15 protein-coding genes and 1 pseudogene are annotated in these 20,379 nt (G+C 75.3%); 5 read left to right on the forward strand and 11 right to left on the reverse strand.

The window, feature by feature from the left end:
• A partial coding sequence (locus JZ5iCDA_RS07620; protein ID WP_139123014.1) for an NAD-dependent epimerase/dehydratase family protein occupies nt 1–1,067 on the reverse strand: 1,067 nt, incomplete at its 3' end.
• A gap of 64 nt (nt 1,068–1,131) precedes the next feature.
• Entirely contained in the window at nt 1,132–1,980 is an 849-nt protein-coding gene (locus JZ5iCDA_RS07625; protein ID WP_069386632.1) for a siderophore-interacting protein, read from the reverse strand.
• Between the two features lie 101 nt (nt 1,981–2,081).
• Here JZ5iCDA_RS07625 and JZ5iCDA_RS07630 point away from each other — a divergent pair, with 101 nt between their 5' ends.
• Nucleotides 2,082–2,669 (forward strand): GNAT family N-acetyltransferase, encoded by a 588-nt coding sequence (locus JZ5iCDA_RS07630; RefSeq protein ID WP_253182003.1) that lies wholly within the window; start codon nt 2,082–2,084, stop codon nt 2,667–2,669.
• Nucleotides 2,670–2,694: 25 nt separating this feature from the next.
• Here the strand turns inward: JZ5iCDA_RS07630 and JZ5iCDA_RS07635 are convergent, their stop codons facing one another.
• Nucleotides 2,695–3,222, reverse strand: coding sequence for a carbohydrate-binding protein (locus tag JZ5iCDA_RS07635; protein WP_069386633.1), 528 nt, complete (start codon nt 3,220–3,222; stop codon nt 2,695–2,697).
• 106 nt (nt 3,223–3,328) lie between these two features.
• A complete protein-coding gene (locus JZ5iCDA_RS18320; RefSeq protein WP_069386634.1) occupies nt 3,329–4,261 on the reverse strand; it encodes an ion channel in 933 nt (310 codons plus the stop codon).
• Here JZ5iCDA_RS18320 and hrpA point away from each other — a divergent pair.
• On the forward strand, nt 4,224–9,482 hold the full coding sequence (gene hrpA, locus JZ5iCDA_RS19655; protein ID WP_436967392.1) for an ATP-dependent RNA helicase HrpA: 5,259 nt from the start codon (nt 4,224–4,226) through the stop codon (nt 9,480–9,482). The two genes, JZ5iCDA_RS18320 and hrpA, sit on opposite strands and share 38 nt — an antisense overlap.
• Before the next feature lie 6 nt (nt 9,483–9,488).
• Here hrpA and JZ5iCDA_RS07655 read toward each other — a convergent pair whose 3' ends face one another.
• On the reverse strand, nt 9,489–10,016 hold the full coding sequence (locus JZ5iCDA_RS07655; protein ID WP_069386642.1) for a 2'-5' RNA ligase family protein: 528 nt from the start codon (nt 10,014–10,016) through the stop codon (nt 9,489–9,491).
• Between the two features lie 139 nt (nt 10,017–10,155).
• On the opposite strand from JZ5iCDA_RS07655, the gene JZ5iCDA_RS07660 reads away from it, so the two are divergent.
• Nucleotides 10,156–11,364: a beta-ketoacyl-[acyl-carrier-protein] synthase family protein gene (locus tag JZ5iCDA_RS07660; RefSeq protein ID WP_069386635.1), complete on the forward strand. Its 1,209-nt coding sequence runs from the start codon at nt 10,156–10,158 to the stop codon at nt 11,362–11,364.
• A gap of 13 nt (nt 11,365–11,377) precedes the next feature.
• Here the strand turns inward: JZ5iCDA_RS07660 and JZ5iCDA_RS07665 are convergent, their stop codons facing one another.
• On the reverse strand, nt 11,378–12,754 hold the full coding sequence (locus tag JZ5iCDA_RS07665; protein ID WP_069386636.1) for an APC family permease: 1,377 nt from the start codon (nt 12,752–12,754) through the stop codon (nt 11,378–11,380).
• 128 nt (nt 12,755–12,882) lie between these two features.
• Between JZ5iCDA_RS07665 and JZ5iCDA_RS07670 the strand changes: the two genes are divergently transcribed.
• Nucleotides 12,883–13,092 carry a PspC domain-containing protein gene (locus tag JZ5iCDA_RS07670; protein WP_069386637.1) on the forward strand — a complete coding sequence of 70 codons (210 nt, stop codon included), beginning with the start codon at nt 12,883–12,885 and terminating at the stop codon, nt 13,090–13,092.
• A 238-nt stretch (nt 13,093–13,330) separates the two neighbouring features.
• Here JZ5iCDA_RS07670 and JZ5iCDA_RS07675 read toward each other — a convergent pair whose 3' ends face one another.
• From JZ5iCDA_RS07675 to JZ5iCDA_RS07690, 4 genes are all read right to left on the reverse strand, one after another.
• Nucleotides 13,331–16,294, reverse strand: a complete 2,964-nt coding sequence (locus tag JZ5iCDA_RS07675; RefSeq protein WP_069386638.1) for an esterase-like activity of phytase family protein — start codon at nt 16,292–16,294, stop codon at nt 13,331–13,333.
• A 116-nt stretch (nt 16,295–16,410) separates the two neighbouring features.
• Entirely contained in the window at nt 16,411–17,082 is a 672-nt protein-coding gene (locus tag JZ5iCDA_RS07680; protein ID WP_139123016.1) for a hypothetical protein, read from the reverse strand.
• Nucleotides 17,083–17,120: 38 nt separating this feature from the next.
• A complete protein-coding gene (locus JZ5iCDA_RS07685) occupies nt 17,121–17,972 on the reverse strand; it encodes an ABC transporter permease (protein ID WP_083259773.1) in 852 nt (283 codons plus the stop codon).
• Nucleotides 17,969–18,922 (reverse strand): ATP-binding cassette domain-containing protein, encoded by a 954-nt coding sequence (locus tag JZ5iCDA_RS07690; RefSeq protein ID WP_069386640.1) that lies wholly within the window; start codon nt 18,920–18,922, stop codon nt 17,969–17,971. The genes JZ5iCDA_RS07685 and JZ5iCDA_RS07690 overlap by 4 nt, the downstream gene beginning before the upstream one ends.
• 107 nt (nt 18,923–19,029) lie before the next feature.
• Here JZ5iCDA_RS07690 and JZ5iCDA_RS07695 point away from each other — a divergent pair, with 107 nt between their 5' ends.
• Complete coding sequence (locus JZ5iCDA_RS07695; RefSeq protein ID WP_083259774.1) at nt 19,030–19,899, forward strand: TetR/AcrR family transcriptional regulator; 870 nt, start codon at nt 19,030–19,032, stop codon at nt 19,897–19,899.
• A 59-nt stretch (nt 19,900–19,958) separates the two neighbouring features.
• Here the strand turns inward: JZ5iCDA_RS07695 and JZ5iCDA_RS18780 are convergent.
• Nucleotides 19,959–20,379 (reverse strand): annotated as a pseudogene (locus JZ5iCDA_RS18780) (hypothetical protein); the annotation flags it as partial.

Genomic DNA, 20,379 nt, shown 5'->3' on the forward strand with positions numbered 1-20,379 from the left:
GGCGCGTCCCCGCCCACGCCGGCGGCGCGCAGCGCCCGCTCCTCGAGCTCGCGCGGCAGGCCGACGCCGGGCCGGTCCTCGCGCTGCGGCGGTGCCTCGCCCTGCGCATCGAGCTCCTGCAACCATGCCCACGTGTCGTGGACCGTCTCGCGCACGTCGCGCGTGCGCAGGCCGAGGCTGAACGCGCGCGACGTGTCGGAGCCGTGCAGGGCGTCGTGCAGCTCGCCGGGCGGGAGCCACACGGGCAGCTGGGTCCACGGCTGGATGCCGGCCTCGAGCACCGCCTCGGGCTCGACCCACACGAGCTCGGCGGGCGGGTTCCCGGCCGCGGCGGCGGCGTCGGCCGTCACCGCGACGCACGCCGAGAGGAGCTCGCGCATCGTCGCGTGACCGGGTGCCGAGACTACGTCGACCGCGCCGGACGCGCCGGTGATCGCGGCGTCGAGCGCGAACGCGGCGAGGTCGCGCGCGTCGACGAGCTGCAGCGGGAGCTCCGCCGGCCCCGGGGCGAGCACGGGACCGCCCTGCGCCACGCGACGCAGCCACCAGGGCAGCCGACCGACGTTCTCGTGCGGACCGAGGATCAGCCCGGCGCGCAGCAGGAGCGCGCGGTCGCCGAGCGCGTCGACCGCGGCGATCTCGCCGCCGCGCTTCGCCCGGGCGTAGTCGTCGTACGCCTCGTCGTCGGGATCGCCGTCGACGAGCGGCGCGGACTCGTCGGCGCCGCGCGGCGGCCACGGCCGGTACACCGACCGCGACGACACGTACACGTACCGGCTGTCCCCGGGGATCCGGCCGGCGAGGAGCTGCGCGGCGTCGCGCACGGCCGCGGGCGCCCACGACCAGGTGTCGACGACGACGTCCCACTTCTGCGCGACGTCGTCCGACCGCAGCGGGTCCAGGCCGTCGGCGCGGGTGCGGTCGCCGACGAGGGTCTGCACGCCGTCTGGCACGGGGTGCGTCCCGCGGTTGAGCACGGTCACGTCCCAGCCGCGCGCGAGCGCGTCGTCGACGACGGCGCGGCCGAGGAAGTCGGAGCCGCCGAGCACCAGGAGTCGTGTCGTCATGCCCCTCAGGGTGACCCGTCGTCGCGACGCACGCAGCCCGTTACGCCGTCGGCAGAGGTCCGGCTCAGTCCGGGTCGGTGGGGTCGAGCGGCAGGTGGTGGTCGAGGTTGACGACGCCGCGGCGCCAGTACCCCGAGATCGCGAGCTGGTCGGGGCGCGCGCCGACGGTGCGGCGCAGGTGCCGACGGACGGGCACGAGGTCCCCCGCCTCGCCGGCCGCGAAGACCAGCTCGTCGTCGGCCGGGGCGCCGAGGGCCCGGACCGCCTCCTCGAGCTGGCCCGGACCGTCGGTGCGGTAGAGGATCTCGACGCTCGCGTGCCCGAGCTCGTCCTCCACGAATGCCTCGTCGACGGCGTCGCCGATCTCGACGACCGCGGTGACCGGCACGTCCGGGCCGACGGCCTCGACCCAGCGCGCCGCGGCGGGCAGTCCCGTCTCGTCGACGGCGAGCGTCAGCCGGCCGATCCCCTCGGGCACGCCGACGCTGCCGCGCGGACCGGCGAGCACGAGCTCGTCGCCCTCCTGCGCGCGGGCCGCCCACGCCGACGCCGGCCCCTCGTCGCCGTGCAGCACCCAGTCGACGTCGACCTCCGCGACGCCGTCGGCCGTGCGCGCCGCCCGGACCGTGTAGTCGCGCGAGATCGACACGACGCCGGTGGGCCGCTGCAGGCCGCCGTCGGGCGCGATCGTCGGGGCGTGCAGGACGCCCGTCGCCGGGTCGGGGAAGAACACCTTGACGTGGTCCTCGGGCCCGGGCACGCGCAGCCCGGCGAGCGACGACACCGCGGCCGGGTCCGCGCCCTCCACGTCGCGGAGGGTGATCCGACGCAGCGAGCCGGAGGTCTCGCGCACGGCGTGCACGCGCACGCGGCGCGGGACGAGGTCGAAGCGGGTGCGAGGTCGCGTGAACACCCTCCGATCCCATCACGACGCGCGCCGTTCCAGCTGCCGGACCCCGGGTCGTGCGGGCGCTCGGATCTCGCTCGTGGGCGTCCCGGTCTACCGTGACGAGCGTGACCACCGACCCGTTGCGCGGCCCGGTCGTGGAGGTGCGCTCCGCCGTCGGACGCTTCGCCGACTTCGCGACCGTCGTGGGCCCGAAGAGCCCGGGCGTGCAGGGCTGCTGGTGCATGGCGTACCGGGACAGCCGCGTCGCGAACGACGACCGCCCGGCGTACATGGCGGGCCTGTGCGAGACCGATCCCGGGCCGGGCGTCCTGGCCTACGTCGACGGCGAGGTCGCCGGCTGGTGCTCGGTCGCGCCGCGCAGCACGTACCGGCGCCTCATGCGCTCGCGCACCATCCCGTACGTCGACGAGCTCGACGCGTGGAGCACGGTCTGCTTCGTCGTGCGGGCCGGGTACCGCGGCCGCGGGCTCATGCACGACCTGCTCGCGGGCGCCGTCGAGCACGCGGCCGCCCACGGCGCCCCCGCGGTCGAGGGCTACCCGGTGGACAGCCGCGGCGAGCGGGTCGACGTCATCTCCGGCTACGTCGGCACCGTGCCGCTGTTCGAGGCTGCGGGATTCGTGCGCGCCGCCCCGACGACCGGCGTCAGCGGCGGCGTGCCGCGCGTCGTCATGCGCAAGATCCTCCGCTGAGCCCGTCGGCTCCTGCACCCGCCCGCTATCGCTGCGCGCACCACGGGCCGTGCGGGTCACCCGGCTCCTGGTCGCGGGTCCACCAGTGCGCGACGTATCTCACCCCGTCGTGGACGACGACGTCACCCGGCTCGAAGATGCGGCTCCGGGTCCAGGCCGCGGTGCCGTCGGCGCCGGTCGTGATCTCCTGCCACGGACCGCACGGCGACGCACCGGGCACCTGGCCCCGCGTGCGCCACGCGGCCTCGAAGACGGCGCCGCCGTGCGCGACGCGGTCGGCCATCGTGTAGACGGTCGCGGCGTCCCACGCGGGAGGGACGAGCCCGACGAGGTCCGGCGCGGAGGTCGCCAGCGTCGGCGGGAGCTCTTCCGGTCCGGGCACCGTGTCGACGACCGCGCCCGCCTCGTGGGGCCCCGGCGCGTCCCCGACCAGGCGGTGCTCGCGCGTGTCGGCGACGGCGCGCAGCACGGACGCCTCGTCCACGTACATCGTCGTACCCTCCTGCGCGCCGTCGGCCAGCGCGACGTGGCCCGCCGCCCTGGCCGGCCGCACCCATGCTGACGGCAGGACCTGACCTGACGGCGAACACTCCCTGACGCGGGTCGGAACTCTCGTCGTCGAGCCTGCGACGTCGGGCGCGACGTCGCCCAGGACCGCCTCACGCACGGCCACGCCCGGACGGCCGTCGCGCGTCGTACGGCGCCTCGTGGTCCTGGTCGGCCGCGTAGGCGGCGAAGACCTCGCTCGTCGAGCCACCGGTGTGCAGGTACGTCTCGTCGAGGAGGGCGGCGAACCCGTCGAGCGTCCACCCCAGGGACGCGCCCGACCGCCGGACCTCGGGGTCGTCGGAGCGCTGCGCGTCCTCCGCGAGCGCCACCGCCGCCCCGATCGCCACCGGGAGCGCTTCTTCGGTGACGGAGTCGCGGAAGTAGTACGTCTCGCCGTACTGCCGGAGCTGGACGTGGACCGCGGCGAGCTCCTGCACCAGGTCCTCGACCGTGCGGACGGGGACGTCCGTCGCGTGCCCGCCGTCGTCTCCGGACCGGCCGTCCGCGGCGGCGAGGGCGGTCAGGCGGCGAGCCAGCGCGCGGCGGCGCGTGAGGGCCGGCGTCACCTGCACGATCCACGACATCGACGCGCTGAGCAGGGCGAATCCCACGAGCGCCTGCACGGCCGTCCAGAGCCGCGTCCACGGCGCCGTCGGCACGATGTCGCCGATCCCGAGCGTGGACAGGCCGACGATCGAGACGTAGACGGAGCTCACGACGCGCTCCCACGCCGTGACCGGCGGCGAGCCGGTGGTGTCCTGGAACGCGCTCGGCATGTGCGGCAGGAACACCAGCCCCCACCCGACGACCACGCCCACGGCCCACAGCGTCACGACGACGGCGAGCGTCAACGGGCCCGCGAGGTCCATGAGCAGGCGGCGGCGCCCCGACCCCGCGGGTAGACGGTGCACCGCACCCCAGATGCCTCGGCCGACGAGCCCGTTGAGGCGCCCCTCGCCGGCCGGGTGCCACAGCGTGTGGAAGACGTCGCGCAGCACCAGCACGATGACGGCGACGCCCGCCACCGTCAGGACGACGTCCATGGACCTCCCTCGCTCGGCGTCCGAACACGGTAGGTGCGCATCCGGCGGCACGCTCGCAGAGGCGCACGGCCGCACCGAGCGATCTCGTGGGCAGGGTCCGGCTAGGGACGGGCGGGCACGTCGCATATCCGGTTGCGATCGCTTGAGAGAATGGGTCGTCGTGAGTGCAGAGCCCCAGCCGTCCCGGTCCGACGAGCGCCCTCCCCAGCGGGACGGCGCCGCGTCGGGCACCCCGCGCGCCGAGCGCGCCGGGGCCGACGGGTCCCGTCCGCCCCGCCGCCGTCGCGGCAACCGGCGCGGCAGAGGCCAGGACCGCGGCCAGGGCGGCCAGAGCCAAAGCCAGAGCCAGAGCCAGAGCCAGAGCCAGCGGACGACGTCGGGCGCCCGCCAGGTGACGCGCGCCCAGCTCGAACGGGCCGCCGAGGCCCGCGCGACGGTGACGGTCCCGCCCATCACGTACCCCGAGCAGCTCCCCGTCTCCGCGCGCCGCGACGACATCGCCGCCGCGATCCGCGACCACCAGGTCGTGGTCGTCGCGGGTGAGACAGGCTCCGGCAAGACGACGCAGCTGCCGAAGATCCTCCTCGACCTCGGACGCGGGCGCGCCGGTCAGATCGGCCACACGCAGCCCCGCCGTATCGCGGCGCGTACGGTCGCCGAGCGCATCGCCGAGGAGCTCGGGACGGAGCTCGGGGGAGTCGTCGGCTACCAGGTGCGGTTCACCGACACCTCCAGCGAGGACACGCTCGTCAAGGTCATGACGGACGGCATCCTGCTCGCCCAGATCCAGCGTGACCCGCAGCTCCTCGCCTACGACACGATCGTCATCGACGAGGCGCACGAGCGGTCGCTCAACATCGACTTCCTGCTCGGCTACCTCGCGCGGCTGCTGCCGCAGCGCCCCGACCTCAAGCTCGTCATCACGTCGGCGACCATCGACTCCGAGCGGTTCGCGGCCCACTTCTCGCCCGCCCACCTCGCACGGCTCGGCGGCGCCCCGGACTACGTGGTCGACGCGCTGCCCGACGCCGCGCCCGTCGTCGAGGTGTCGGGCCGCACCTACCCGGTGGAGATCCGCTACCGCCCGCTGTCCCCCGACGTCGACCCCGAGTCGGGCAAGACGGTCGGCAAGACCAAGACCGAGGAGAAGGACCTCGTCACGGGCATCGTCGACGCGTGCGACGAGCTCATGCGCGAGGGGCCCGGCGACATCCTCGTGTTCCTCTCCGGCGAGCGCGAGATCCACGACGCCGCCGACGCGCTCGAGGGCCACCTCAAGGACCGCGTGCGCGACCCGAAGCACCCTCAGCGCGTCGAGATCCTGCCGCTGTACGCGCGCCTGTCGTCGGCCGAGCAGCACCGCGTCTTCCAGCCGCACGGCTCCCGGCGCATCGTCCTCGCGACGAACGTCGCCGAGACGTCGCTCACCGTGCCCGGCATCCACTACGTCGTCGACCCCGGCACGGCGCGCATCTCGCGCTACTCCAAGGCGACGAAGGTCCAGCGCCTGCCCATCGAGCCGGTCTCGCAGGCGAGCGCGAACCAGCGCTCGGGCCGCTCCGGCCGCGTCGCCGACGGCATCGCGATCCGCCTCTACTCCCAGGACGACTTCCAGTCCCGCCCCGAGTTCACCGAGCCCGAGATCCTGCGCACCTCGCTCGCGTCGGTGCTCCTCCAGATGATCTCGGTCGGCGTCGTCGACACCCCCGACGACGTCGCGCGCTTCCCGTTCGTCGAGCCCCCGGACACGCGCGCCGTCCGCGACGGCGTCCAGCTCCTCACCGAGCTCGGCGCCCTGGAGACCGTGACGGCGTCCGACGGCGCGCAGCAGACCACCCGCCTCACCGAGGTCGGCCGCGTCCTCGCCCAGCTCCCCATGGACCCGCGCCTCGCCCGCATGATCTTCGAGGGCTCGAAGCTCGGCGTTGCCCGGGAGGTCGCGATCATCGCCGCCGTCATGTCCATCCAGGACCCCCGCGAGCGCCCGGCGGAGCAGCGCGCCCAGGCCGACCAGCTCCACGCCCGCTTCACCGACCCCCGCTCCGACTTCCTCACCTACCTCAACGTGTGGGAGTACGTCCGCGAGCAGCAGCACGACCTCTCGTCCTCGGCGTTCCGCCGCCTCTGCAAGGCCGAGTACCTCAACTTCCTGCGCATCCGCGAGTGGCAGGACGTCGTCGCCCAGCTCCGCGAGATGTCCAAGCCCCTCGGCATCGACATGTCGTACCGCCCTCGTTCGGGTCGGTCGGACCGGTCGGGTACGGCGGGGACAGGGCCGTCGGCGCTCGGTCTACCATCCGCGCCGCTCGTCCCTCGCGACGCTCCCGCCAGCCCCGCCACGACCTTCGCCACCGACGGCCCTGTCCCCACCCCCGTGTCCGGCTCGCCCGGGCGACCCGACGGACGAGCGGACGGTGCGGCGTCGGATGCGAAGGGCGTAGAGGCCGCGCGCGAGAACGACGGCCGACCGCACGAGGTGACGGCGCGGCAGCCCGAGCACCGAGGCCGCACCGACCGCGGACCCGACCAGGAGAGCGCGACGCCGGACCCGAGCACGGCGTACAAGCGCGCCTGGGACGGCGACACGATCCACAGGGCGCTGCTCGCCGGGCTGTTGTCGCAGATAGGGATGCAGGACACGGGCGACGTGAAGGCGTCGTCGGTGGCGCACCTCAAGGGCGAGGCGCGGGCGAAGGCGCTGCGCCGGGCGCAGAAGCAGGCGCGCAACGAGTACGTCGGGGCCCGCGGGGCGCGGTTCGCGATCTTTCCGGGCTCGCCGCTGAGCAAGAAGCCACCGGCGTGGATCATGGCCGGTGAGCTCGTGGAGACGAGCCGCCTGTGGGCGCGGGACGTCGCGCGCATCCAGCCGGAGTGGGCGGAGGAGCTCGCAGGAGACCTGGCGCGCCGCACGTACTCCGACCCGCACTGGTCGACGAAGCAGGGGGCGGCGATCGCGCGCGAGAAGGTGCTGCTGTACGGCGTGCCCATCGTGGCGGACCGCAAGGTGCTCTACGCCAAGGTCGATCCGGAGGCGGCGCGCGAGATGTTCGTGCGGCACGCGCTCGTGCACGGCGAGTGGACGACGCACCACCGGTTCTTCCACGACAACCGCAAGCTGCTGCAGGAGGCGGAGGAGCTGGAGGCGCGGTCGCGGCAGCGCGGCCTCGTCGTCGACGACGACGTGCTGTTCGACTTCTACGACGAGCGCGTCCCCGACGACGTCGTGTCCGCGGCGCACTTCGACCGCTGGTGGAAGACGGCGCGACGCCGCGACCCCGACCTGCTCACGTTCACGCTCGAGCAGCTCGTGCCCGACGCCGACCAGGTCGACACGTCGCAGTTCCCCGAGTCGTGGCCCCAGGGCGACCTGACCCTCCCGCTGACGTACCAGTTCCAGCCCGGCACCGAGGCCGACGGCGTCACGGTCCACGTCCCCATCTCCGTGCTCAACCGCGTCACGCCCGACGGGTTCGACTGGATGGTCCCCGGCCTCCTCGACGAGCTCGCCACCGCGACGATCCGCTCGCTGCCCAAGCCGGTCCGCGTCCAGCTCGTGCCCGCCCCCGACGTCGCGCGCGACGTCGTCGCCTGGCTGCGCGAGCACACGCCCGCCTGGGAGGACATGGCCCGCGCCGGCGACATGGCCGAGCCCTTCCACGTCGCGTTCACCCGCGCCGTCCGGGCCCTGCGCGACGTGATCATCCCGGACGACGCCTGGGGCCCCGAGCAGGAGTCCCGCCTCCCCGCGCACCTGCGCATGACCTTCCGCGTCGTCGACCCCCGTCGCAACGGCGAGGTCGTCCTCGACGAGTCGAAGGACCTCCTCGCCCTGCAGCGCCGCCTCGCCGCCCAGAACCAGGCGGCGGTCCGCGCGGCCGTGAAGGGCGCCGTCGGTGCGGCGTTGCGTGAAGCCGCTGGGTCGGGTGCGGGGTCGGGTTCGGCGGCGGAGGGGGCGTCGGCGCTCGGGCTACCATCCGCACCGCTCGTTCCTCGCGGTGCTCCCGCCAGCCCCGCCACGCCCTTCGCCACCGACGCCCCCTCCGCCGCCTCCGCGTCCGGCTCGCCGTCCGCGTCGGCCGGCCAGGCGGTGTCCGACGGCGTTGGGCAGCCCCAGGCGGCCGGGTCACCCGGGCGACGTGCCCGCGGAGCGGCGGCTGCGCCCGAGGATGCGAAGGGCGTGGCGGGCCTGGCGGGAGGAGCCCGAGGGACGAGGGCTCCGGATGGTAGCCCGAGCACCTCGGGGGCAGCCGCCGCGAACCCGACCGCGGACCCGACCGCCGCGCTGGTCGCCGAACGCGCGAACCTCACGACGTGGCCGGACGTGCCCGGCGGGGTGGTCCCGGAGGCGGTGTCGACGGACGTCGGGGCCGGGGTGGTCGTGCGGGGGTACCCGGCGCTCGTGGAGGAGCCGGACGCCAAGGGGAAGCCGACCGTGGCGCTGCGGGTGCTGGCGGACGCCGGGGCGCAGGCGCGTGAGCACGCGCGGGGCGTGCGACGGCTGCTGCTGGGCGAGACGGCGCTGCAGACCGGCCGGATCACGAGCCGGTGGACGGGGACGCAGGCGCTGACGCTCGCCGCGAGCCCGTACCGGAGCACCGAGTCACTGGTCGCGGACGTGCAGCTCGCGGCGGTGATCGCGCTGACGAGCGGCGGGAGCGGGCCGTTCGGGCCGCAGCCCGACGCGGCGGCGGTGCGCGACGTCGAGGCGTACGACGCGGCGCGGTCGTTCGTGCGGCGGCGGCTGGAGGACCAGGTGCACGCGGTCGTCGGGCACGTGGTCGCGGCGCTGACGGCGGCGCGCACGCTCGACGGCGAGATCCGGGCGTCGAACAGCCTGGCTCTGCTCAACACGCTGACGGACGTGCGGGACCAGGTGGCGGCCCTGGTGCACGACGGGTTCGTGTCCGCGACGCCGCCGGGGCGGCTGCCGCACCTGACGCGGTACCTGCGGGCGGCGTCGTACCGGCTGGAGAAGGCGCAGGGGAACCCGAACCGGGACGCCGAGCTGGCATGGCGCATCCACGACGTCGAGGAGGCGTACGGCCGCGCGAGGGCGGCGTACGCGGCCGGTCCCGCGGACCCGGCGCGGGGCCGCGAGCTGGCCGAGGTGCGGTGGCTGATGGAGGAGCTGCGGGTGTCGCTGTTCGCGCAGCAGCTCGGGACGGACGGCCCGGTGAGCGAGAAGCGGATCCGCAAGATCCTCGCGCCCGGCGGCTGGTGACGCCGTTCAGCTCTCCCAGAGGACGCCGCGCGCGTCGTCGAACACGCGCAGGCGCGTCAGCCGCAGGGGTCGCCGCGCGAGCTCGCCGAGTGCGGCGACCCCGGGGCCCAGCTGGTCGTCGGCGACCCGGCGGGCGAGGGACACGTGCGGCGTCCAGCGGCCGGGCTCGGTGAGCTCGCCGGGGTCGTTGCGCACGAGGTGCTCCCGCAGCCACGCCTGGGCGGTGAGCAGCCCGACGTCGGGCACGACGTGCAGCGCGAGCGCGCGGCGGCGCCGCCCGCCGAGGAGGACGAGGCCGTCGACGCGCGTCTCGAGGCCGGCGAGCCGGGGCTCGGCGCGCCGGATGGCGGTCTCGAGCCGTTCGACCGCGTCGTCGTGCAGCGCGCCGCAGACGACGGCGGTCAGGTGCGGGCGGTTGGACGGCGACGTGTGCAGCGCGAGGCTCGCGAGCCCGGCGGACGTCATGACGTCCCAGTAGTCCCGGACCCACGCCTCGCCGCGGGCGTCGAACAGCCACTCGACGGTCTGTGTCATCCCCCACAGCATGGGTCAGGTACCGTTCGTCCACCCTGTGCGGGACCCTGGTGGAAACCTGGACTTCACCCGGATGAGGCACAGTGGTGCCCAGCAGGTCCCGTGCAGGGCGGGACCCGGGGCTCGCAGGGGGTGCCGGATGGATCGCGTAGTGGTGTCGGGGGTCGGTGCGGTGACGCCGATGGGTGTCACCGCGGGGTCGACGTGGAACGCGCTGGTCGAGGGCGCGAACGGGATCGAGGCCATCAAGGACGACTGGGCGGTCGACCTGCCCGTGCGCATCGCAGGCCGCGTGGACGACGCTTTCGCCGACTCCCTCGAGGTGCGGGAGCTGCGGCGCACGGACCGCGCGGAGCAGCTCGCGCTCGTCGCGGGCCGCGAGGCGTGGGCGGACGCCGGGTCGCCCGACGTCGACCCGACGCGCGTCGCCGTCGTCGTGGGCTCGGCCAACGGCGGCATCGCGACGACGCTCGAGCAGTCACGCGTCCTCGAGACCCGCGGTCCGCGGCGCGTCTCGCCGCACACCGTCACGATGCTCATGTCGAACGGTCCCGCGGCGTGGCTCTCGATCGACCTCGGCGCGAAGGCCGGCGCGCGGGCGCCGATCAGCGCGTGCGCCGCCGGCGCGGAGGCGATCACGACCGGCCGCGAGATGATCCTCGCCGGCACGGCGGACGTCGTCGTGTGCGGCGGCGTCGAGGCCGGCGTGCTGCCCTTCTCCCTCGCGGCCTTCGCGCAGGCGCGGGCCCTCTCGGCCCGCAACGACGAGCCGGAGCGCGCCTCGCGGCCGTTCGACGTCGCGCGCGACGGCTTCGTCATGGGCGAGGGGTGCGCCCTCGTCGTGCTCGAGCGCGAGGAGCACGCCCGGGCGCGCGGCGCGCGGGTGCTCGGTGCGATCGCCGGGGCGGCCGTGACGTCGGACGCGTACGACATCGTCGGCGGCGACCCGGAGAACCAGGCGCGCACGATCGGCCTCGCGCTGCGCTCGGCCGGCCTCACGCCCGACGACATCGGGTTCGTCCACGCGCACGCCACGTCGACGCCGGCCGGGGACCTCGCCGAGGCCGCCGCGATCCGCGCGGCGCTCCCGTCCCCGCCGCCGGTGACGTCGACGAAGGGTGCGACCGGTCACCTGCTCGGCGCCGCGGGCTCCCTCGGCGTCGTCGCGGCGCTGGGCGCGCTCCGTGACGGGCGCGTCCCGCCGACGCTCAACGTCGACGAGCAGGACCCGGCGATCGACCTCGACGTCGTGCGCGGCACCGCCCGTGCCACGACGGCCGAGCACGCGCTCGTCAACGCGTTCGGGTTCGGCGGGCACAGCGCGGCGGTCGTCGTCTCGCGCGCCTGACGCCCGCCGTCGGTCAGCGCTGTGCGCCCGGGGCGGGCTCCGCGGCGTCGGACGCGCGGCCGCCCCGGGCGCCGCGCGTCCAGCGCATGATCCCGTAGAGCACGGCGCCCACGGCGAGCAGGATGCCGGCCCGCAGCCACGTGGCCGCCTCCTGCTGGCTGAGCAGGAGCACGCACGACGCCACGCCCAGGACGGGCACGACCGTCGCGACGCGGAAGTGCGGCTGGTCGACGGTCTCGCGGCGCAGCACGAGCACGGCCACGTTGACGGCCGCGAAGACGATGAGCAGCAGGAGGACGACGGTCTCGGCGAGGGCCCCGACGTCGCCCGTGAAGACGAGACCGATCGCGACGAGGGTGGTGGCGACGATCGCGACCCAGGGCGTGCGGCGGCCGGGCAGCACGCGGCCGAGGACGGACGGGAGGATGCCCTGCTCCGCCATGCCGTACGCGAGCCGGCTCGCCATGATCATCGTGAGCAGGGCACCGTTGGCGACGGCCACGAGCGCGATGAGCGAGAACACCCACGCCGGGACCGAACCCTCGGCGTCGACGACCTCGAGCAGCGGGCCCGTCGAGCCGGCGAGCGTGTCCGGCTCCACGACGGCGACCGCCGCGATCCCGACCGCGACGTACACGACGCCCGCCGTGATCAGGGAGCCGAACAGGGCGCGCGGGTAGACGCGGCGGATGTCGCGCACCTCCTCGGCGAGGTTCGCGGACGTCTCGAACCCGACGAACGAGTAGTACGCGAGGATCGCGGCCGACAGGACGGCGAGCGCCGGCGTCGTGCCCTCGGCGAACTGCGTGACGCGCGCCGGCGCGCCGTCCCCGCGGCCGAGCACCACGGCGGCGAGCACGACGATGAGCACGAGCCCGGTGAGCTCGATCGCCGTCATCGCGATGTTCGCCCGCAACGACTCCTTGATGCCGCGCGCGTTGAGCGCGGCGACCGCCACGAGGAACAGCACCGCGACGAGACGGTCCGGCGCGTCGACGAACGTCGCGAAGTAGTCGCCCGCGAACGCGAGCGACAGGCCGGCCGCGCTCGTCACGCCCGCGGCGAGCATGGAGAAGCCCACGAGGAACGACACCAGCGGGCTGCGGAAGGCGCGGTCGGCGAAGACGGCCGCGCCGCCGGCGCGCGGGTACTTCGTGACGAGCTCGGCGTACGAGCCGGCGGTGAGCAGCGCGAGACCCAGCGCGACGAGGAGCGGCACCCAGACGGCACCGCCGACCTCCCCGGCCATCTCGCCGACCAGCGCGTACACGCCGGCGCCGAGCACGTCGCCGAGGATGAACAGGTAGAGGAGCCGTCCGCCGACGGAGCGGGACAGCCGGGTCTCGGGGTCGGTCCCCTCGCGGCCCGCGGGCGCGTCTGTGCTGGTCACGCGCTCACGGTCGCACGAGGCGCGCCTGCTCGCTCGCGCTCGGCCCCCGGACGGGCGCCCGGAGGATCGGGGTCGGATCGGGGGACACCCGGATGTCGAGATCGCGCGTCCCGCCGTAGCGTCGAGGCATGAGCACCTCCGCTGCCTCTTCGTCGGCCCCCCTGTCCCGCCCTCGCCGCGGCCGCATGATCGCGGGCGTGTGCGCGGGAGTCGCCCGCCGCTTCGGGTGGAGCACGACCGTCGTGCGCGTCGTGACGGTCGCCTCGCTTCTCCTGCCCGGCCCGCAGGTCCTCGCCTACCTGGTCCTGTGGCTCCTCATGCCGAACGACCGCGACTGAGCGCGGCTCGTCCGGGAGCTGACGGGTTCCGTCCGCCCGGGAGGGGCGGGATCGGTGCTCGGGCTGCCGCGCCGTCACCACGGTCGTCCGGCTGACCGTGGCCGCGCGCGGCTTCTACGCCCTTCGCATCCGATCCCGACCCTCCCGGGCTTGCAGGTCGGGTCCCCCCGCCCCGGCTGGCTCGCGTGTCAGGTCACCCCTGCCCGGCCAGCTCGCGTGCCGGGGCGGGGTCGTCGGGCTAGCCGGGGATGCCGCGCAGGCGACGGCGGGCGACGACGATCCCGATGCCGCCGGCGACGAGCACGACGGCGAGGCCGACGACCGCGCCGATGCTCGCGCCGGTCGAGGCCAGACCGCCGGGCGAGCGGTCGTCGTCCGCGTCGCCGCCCGTGCCGGGCGCGGGGAGCACCTCGAGCTCCGTCCACAGGACGCGGCCGTCCACCTGCCCGACGAGCACGAACCGGTGCGTGCCCGGCGCGACGTCGGCGGGCAGCGTCACCGTCGCGGTGACGACGCCCGAGGCGTCCGCGCGGAACATGCCCAGATCGACGCGCGTCGAGAACAGCGTGGCCGAGACCCACTCCCCCGGCGCGAAGCCCGAGGCGGTCGCCGTGAAGGTGCCGCCCGGCCGCACCCGGTCCGCCGAGAGCTCGATGCCCCCGCGGGCGTCCTCGGTGAGGTCGTCGGCGTCGACCGTGTGGCGCGCCGGCGACGGCGCCTGCTCACCGGCACCGGGCTTCTCGCCGCCCGGCTGCCCCGGGTCGCCGGGCTCGCCCGATCCGCCGTCCTCCGGGAAGAGGTCCGCCGCGTCGCCGAGCCCGAGCAGGACCGTCTCGCCCGTCGCGTCGTCGAGGCCGTCGTTGTCCGTGACGGCCCAGACCGTGCCGTCGCCGCCGGTCGTCAGGCCCTCGAGCTTTTCCTGCGTCCACCCGTTGGTGGCGCGCAGGTCGGGCAGGACGTCGTGCGCGAGGGACTTCTCCAGCGTCACCGGCGTCGTCGTCGCGGCGCCCACCGGCGTCGCCGGGACGTCCACCGCGTACACGCGCTTCACCGCGGCCGCCGGGCCGTTGAGCTTGTCGCGCTCGATGACCGCGAGGGTGTCGTCGTCGACGACCGTCACCTCGCTGAGGCCCATCCAGTCGCCAGCCGCCGTGGTCTTCTCGAGCGGGTAGGCGAACCAGTCCCACGTGCTGCTCGCGACGTCGTACCGGCCGAGGCGCGCCGTGCCGGCCGTGCCGCCCTCGTCGGTCGTCAGGCCGCGCTGGAGCGCGACCCACACCTGCTCGCTCGCGCCGGAGCCCTGGACGGCGACGCCCTCGAGGCCCTGCTTGCCGAGGCCGGCCGCGACGTCCGCGGGCAGGGCGACGGTCTCCTGGACGGCGCCGTCGGCACCGACGCGGACGACCGCGTTCTCCGCACCGGTCGCACCCTCGACCGCGAGCCAGAACCCGCCGTCCGCACGGGCGGCGAGGCCCTCGACGTCCAGGCCGGCGGGCGCGCCGTCGGCGGTGAGCGTCACCGCGCCGTCGATCACGGCCGGCGAGCCGTCGCCGTACGCGCTGACGTCGAGCGACAGCAGCTGCGTGACGCCGTACGCGGCGTCGGTCGCCGTCCACAGGCGCTGCGGGTCCTGCGGGTCGGCGCTCAGCGCGCCGAGCGCGCCCCAGCCGATCGGCGTCCCCGCCGCGGCGCCCTCGGTCGCGTCCGCGGACACGACGCTCGGGAACTGCGGCGTGCCCGCGCCGGCGGCCCAGTCGGTGCCCCGGCCGAACACGGTGACGGCGGAGCGGACGCCCGCCTCGGCGTCGTCCTCCTCGCTCGACACGACGAGCAGGTCGCGCTCCGGCACGACGAGCAGGCCCTCGGGGCCGTTGGTCGTGGCGAGCACCTGGACGAAGCGGGGCTCCGCGGGCTGCGAGACGTCGTACACCGCGACGAAGTTCGACCGCTCCGAGCCGACGAAGGCGTAGCGCGTGCCGCCGAGCGTCGCCACGGTCAGGCCCTCGGGCTCCGCGCCCTTGTTCTCGGCGCGGCCCTCGTTGTGCAGGCCCACGCGCGCGGCGAGGTGCTCCATCTCGGCACCGGCCTCCCACACGACGTCGCCGGTGGTGACGTCGAAGACCGTCCAGCCGCGCGTGCCGCCCTTCCAGTCGCCCTCGTCGGCCGTCGCGACGTGCGTCGCGTCGAGCCAGGCGATCGCGTCGGGCTCGCGCGGGGCGTCGGTGACGGTGCCGGTCAGGTCGATGACGTCGTCCTCGACGGTGTCCACGCCCGTCACCGTGGTGGTGCCGGCGGAGAAGACGGTCTCGATCTCGCCCGACGCGACGTCCACGACCGCGATGCCGTTGTTCTCCTGGAGCGTCACCACCGCCTTCGTCCCGGTCGGGTCGATCGCGACGTACTCGGGCTCCGGGTCCTCGGGCGTGTCGAGGCCCGCGTCGACGAACGCGGGCAGCGGCGCGCCGTCGGCCCCGACGAACGGCACCGGGCGCGTCGCCCACGTGGCCGGGTCCTCACCGGGGAGGTCGAGGACCTGCAGGAAGCCCGCGGGCAGCTGCGGGAGGTCGCCCTCCTCGCCCCCGGCGGGCGTGACCTCCTCGTCGCGCTGGTTCTCCATCGCGACGACGGCGTGCGCGCCGTCGGGCGTCACGGCGATCGAGTCCGGCTGACCCCCGAGGTCGAACGAGCGCACGCGCTCGCGGGTCGCGAGGTCGACGACGTCGAGGCGCCCGCTCGGCGCGGTGAAGCTCGTCGAGGTGTCGACGACGACGAGGACGTACCCGCCGACGATCGCGACCGACGTCGGCTCGTCGTGCTCCGAGCCGAGCTCGGCGAGGCTCAGCGTGCCGAGCCCCTTCGGCGCCGACGGGTCGCTGATGTCCAGGAAGCCGATGCGCCGCGCGGCCGCGTCGGTGTGCACGACCGTCCTGCCGTCCTCGGTCACGGCCGAGATCTCGGCGACCGTCTCGGTCGCGAGGTCCTCGCCCTCCGGGCGGTTCTCGTACACCGGGTACGTCGCGAGGCGGTGGAACGTCTCCTCGGGCGCGGGGCCGGTCCAGGCGCCGGACGGCGAGGGGCCGGCCGCGTGCGTCACGGCCAGCGCGGGCAGGGCGCCCAGGCTGAGCGAGAGCGCGGCACCGGTGGCGACGAGCGCGGCGAGGCGCGTCCGGCGGTCACCGGTGCGCGAGGTCGTGAGGGGCATGGCTCTCCTTCGGCGGCGAAACGGGCCGAGCAGAGCGTCGTGCGGGGCGGTGGCGCCCGCGCGTCGCGCGTGCGGCGCGCGGGTGACGACCGGGTGAACAGTGCGGAGGACAGGGATCAGCGCCGGCTGCCGCGCCGGGCTGCGGCGTAGCCGGGGGCGCGCAGACGGTCCTCCCACGCGTACGTGCCGAGCCGCCGGGGGGCGTCGCGCGTCGGGTCGAAGCGCAGGCCGGGGTCGTCGCCGTCGCGCGAGGCGCCCGCCGCCGGGCCGTGCAGCTCGAGCGCGCCGAACCGCTGCCACGGCCCGAGCGGCGTCGCCTCGAGGATCTCGAGCGTGACGACGCCGCGGGCCCGGGTCGCCTCGGGATCCGGGCGCAGGGCCAGCACCACGGGACCGTGCGGCGACCGCAGCGGCATGATCGTGGAGAACCAGCCGCCGAGCAGCGCCCGCCGGGGCGCGAGCGCGTACCGGGTGAGGCGCCCGTGGCCGGAGGACGAGAACAGCACGTCCTGCGGCGCGCCGTCCTCGGTCCACCGCACCGCGATCCCGACGACGTCCGGCAGCCCGCGCGGCATCCCCGCCGAGAGCGACACCCGGGCGAGCGCGTCGGTGCGGCCCTGCGGCACGGCGACGGCGCCCGCCTCGTCCTCCGCGACCACGAGGGTCGCGGACAGGAGCACGCCGCGCGTGTGGAACGGGCGGCTGCGGCGGAGCCGGGCGAGCGCACCGGTCGCCGCCGCGAGCGCCGCGCCCGTACCCCGTGCCGCTGTCGTCCCGACTCCTGTCACGCGTGCCACCATCGCACCCCGCCGGGGGCCCCGCACGGCTACCGGCGGCGCCTCCGCGCGAATACCCACGCCGCCCCGGCGAGGAACACCACGACGAGGCCCGCGCACCACGTGAGGGCGAGCGCCGCCGTCGGGCCGAGGTCGGTGACGAGCCGGGCGTCGCTGCCGAGGCCGACGAGCAGGCCGCGGATCGTCTCGATGACGGGCGTGACGGGCTGGTGCTCGGCGAACCCGCGCAGCCACTCGGGCATGGTGCCGGGCGGCACGAACGCGCTGGACACGTACGGCAGGAACAGCATGAAGAAGCCGAACCCGCCGGCCGCGGCGGGCGAGCGCACGAGCACCCCGATGAACGTCGCGACGCACGTGATCGCGACGATGTACGCGACGATGACGCCGACGGCGCCGAGCCACTCCAGCGCCGTCGCGTCGGCCCGGAACCCGATGAGGTGGGCGACGCCGAGCACGACCGCGGTCGTCACGAGGTTCTTCACGACGCTCGCGACGACGTGCCCGACGAGGACGGTCGCGCTCGCGATCGGCATCGAGCGGAACCGGTCCATGATGCCGCCGGACATGTCCTGCTCGACGGCAATCGCGGTGTTCGACGCGCCGTAGCCGGCGCACAGCAGGATGATCCCGGGCGTCGCGTAGGTGATGTAGTCGGTGCCGACGGACATCGCGCCGCCGAACACGTAGACGAACAGCACCATGAGCATCACCGGCAGGACGAGGGCCAGGAGGAGCTCGTCGGGCTCGCGGCGCACGAGCCGGAGCGACCGGCCGATCATCGTGGCGGCGTCGGCGAGCACGTGCCGTCCGGGCCGGGGCGCCGCCTCGGGGCGGCGCGTCCTGGTGCGCGACGGCGCGGGCAGGGTCTGGGCGGTCATGCTGCGGCCTCCTCGTCGGTCGTCCGGGCGGCGTGCCCGGTCAGGGTGAGGAAGACGTCGTCGAGCGTCGGCTCGCGCACCTCCCAGGTCTCGGGCTCGGCACCGCTCGCGGCGACCGTGGCGAGCACGTCGCGCACGTGCTCGACGGACCCGTCGGTGGGCACGCGCAGGGCGCGGCCGTCCGGCGTCGCGCCCGCGAGACGCACGCGCGCGACGTCGTCCGCCGAGGCGAACGTCAGCTCGACCGCGGCGTCGCCCACCCGGCGCTTGAGCTCGGCCGGCGCCCCCTCCGCGACGACGCGGCCGTCGTCGATGAGCGCGACGCGGTCGGCGAGCTGGTCCGCCTCCTCGAGGTATTGCGTGGTGAGGAACAGGCTGGTGCCGTCGGCGACGACGCGGCGCACCACCTCCCACATCGTCTGCCGGCTGCGCGGGTCGAGGCCCGTCGTCGGCTCGTCGAGGAACATCAGGCGCGGCCGCGTCAGCAGGCCCGCGGCGAGGTCGAGGCGGCGGCGCATGCCGCCGGAGTAGGTGCCGACGCGGCGGTCGGCGGCGTCGACGAGGTCGAACGCGTGGAGCAACTCGTCGACCCGCCCGCGCACCGCAGCGCGCGGCAGGTGCGCGAGGTGCCCCATCATCGCGAGGTTCTCGCGCCCGGACTGCTTCTCGTCGACGGCGGCGTACTGGCCGGTGAGGCTGATGACCTCGCGCACGCGGGCGGCGTCGCGGACGACGTCGTGGCCCGCGACGGTGGCGGTGCCGCCGTCGGGACGCAGGAGCGTCGAGAGGATCCGGACGGTCGTCGTCTTGCCGGCGCCGTTCGGTCCGAGGAGGGCGAGGACCTCTCCCTCGGCGAGCGTGACGTCGACGCCGTCGAGGACGCGGACCGGCTTGCGGGGGCTGCCGTAGCTCTTGCGCAGGCCGCGCGCCTCGACCAGGGGTGGGGACATGGTGCTCCTCCGTGTCGTGTAGGTGAGAAACTGTTTATGTGCGTAACAGCGCTGTTTACGCTAGACACGGTTTCGAGGCCGGTCAAGACCCGGGAGAGGATGACGTCATGGCGGACGAGGGCGCAGCGACGGCGGGACCACCGACGGACGACGGCAGCGGCGAGCCCCCGGTCTCCTCGACGCTCCAGCGGCTGTGGGGCCGGGACGCACCCCGGCGCCGCGGCCCCAAGCCCGCGCTCAGCGTCGAACGCGTGGTCGGTGCCGCCATGGAGGTCGCCGACGCGGAAGGGCTCGAGGCGGTGTCCATGGCGCGCGTCGCCGAGTCCCTCGGCTACTCCTCGATGGCGCTCTACCGGTACGTCGCGAGCAAGGACGAGCTGCTGGCCCTCATGGCCGACGCGGTCGCGGCGGACCTCGTGCTGCCCGCGTACCCCACGGGCGACTGGCGGGCGGGACTGGAGGCGTGGACACGCGCGCAGATCGACCTCATCCTCGCGCGGCCGTGGTTCATCGACCTGCCGCTGCCGGCCGTGCGGCTCGGGCCGAACCGGGTCCGGTGGATCGACACGGCCTTCGCCGTCCTCGGCGAGCTCGACCTGACGCCGGACGAGAAGCTGCAGATCATCGGGCTTCTCGCGCAGCACGTGCTCGGCGAGGGGCGGGTGCAGGTCGAGACCAGGCGCGCCGCGGCGGACGCCGTCCGGCGCGAGCGCGGGCTGCCCGAGGGCACGCCCGAGTCCGAGCTGGACCAGGACGCGCTGGACCGGGCGAACCCCTACTACGACTTCGAGACGGTCCTCCAGCACTTCGCGACGCCGGAGACCCACCCGCACCTCTTCGCGGCGCTGTCCACGAGCCCGCCACCGCCAGCCCCGCGCCACCCGGACGGGTGGGAGGACGACTTCGGCGTCAGCCTGCAGATCGTGCTCGACGGCGTCGTCGCGTTCGTCGAGCAGCGGCTCGCGTCCCGGCGCTGACCTGCCCTCTCAGGGTGCCCGGCCCGTCCGGGCCGGGCAGGTCGGAGGGGTCTGCCCGCTCAGGGCGCCGGCACCGCCGGGGCCGACGGGACGGGCGGCGTCGGCACGACGGCCTCGGGGACCTCGATGTCCGGGATCTCGAGGTCCGGGATGTCGAGCTCCGGGACGTCGATCGTCGGGACGTCCCGGTTCTGCAGGTCCTCCAGGAGCTCCTCCATGTCCTCCTCGCGCTCGCTCTGCAGGCACGCGAACCGGCCCCACCGGTAGCCGGTGCACTCCGACGTCGACCCCCCGGGGAGGCCTGGCCGCGCCTCGTACCGGCCGTCGTCGTCGAACGCGTTGGGCACCACCGGTACCGAGACCAGGGCGAGGGCGCCGACCACGACGAGCACCGCCGTCGCGAGACCGAGCACCGCGCTGCCGACGGCCCCGCGCGCACCCGCCGCGCGCTCCGGCGCGACCGGGGTCGCGCCCGCGGCG

It is taken from the genome of Cellulosimicrobium cellulans, assembly GCF_001722485.1.
GTDB lineage: Bacteria > Actinomycetota > Actinomycetes > Actinomycetales > Cellulomonadaceae > Cellulosimicrobium > Cellulosimicrobium cellulans_A.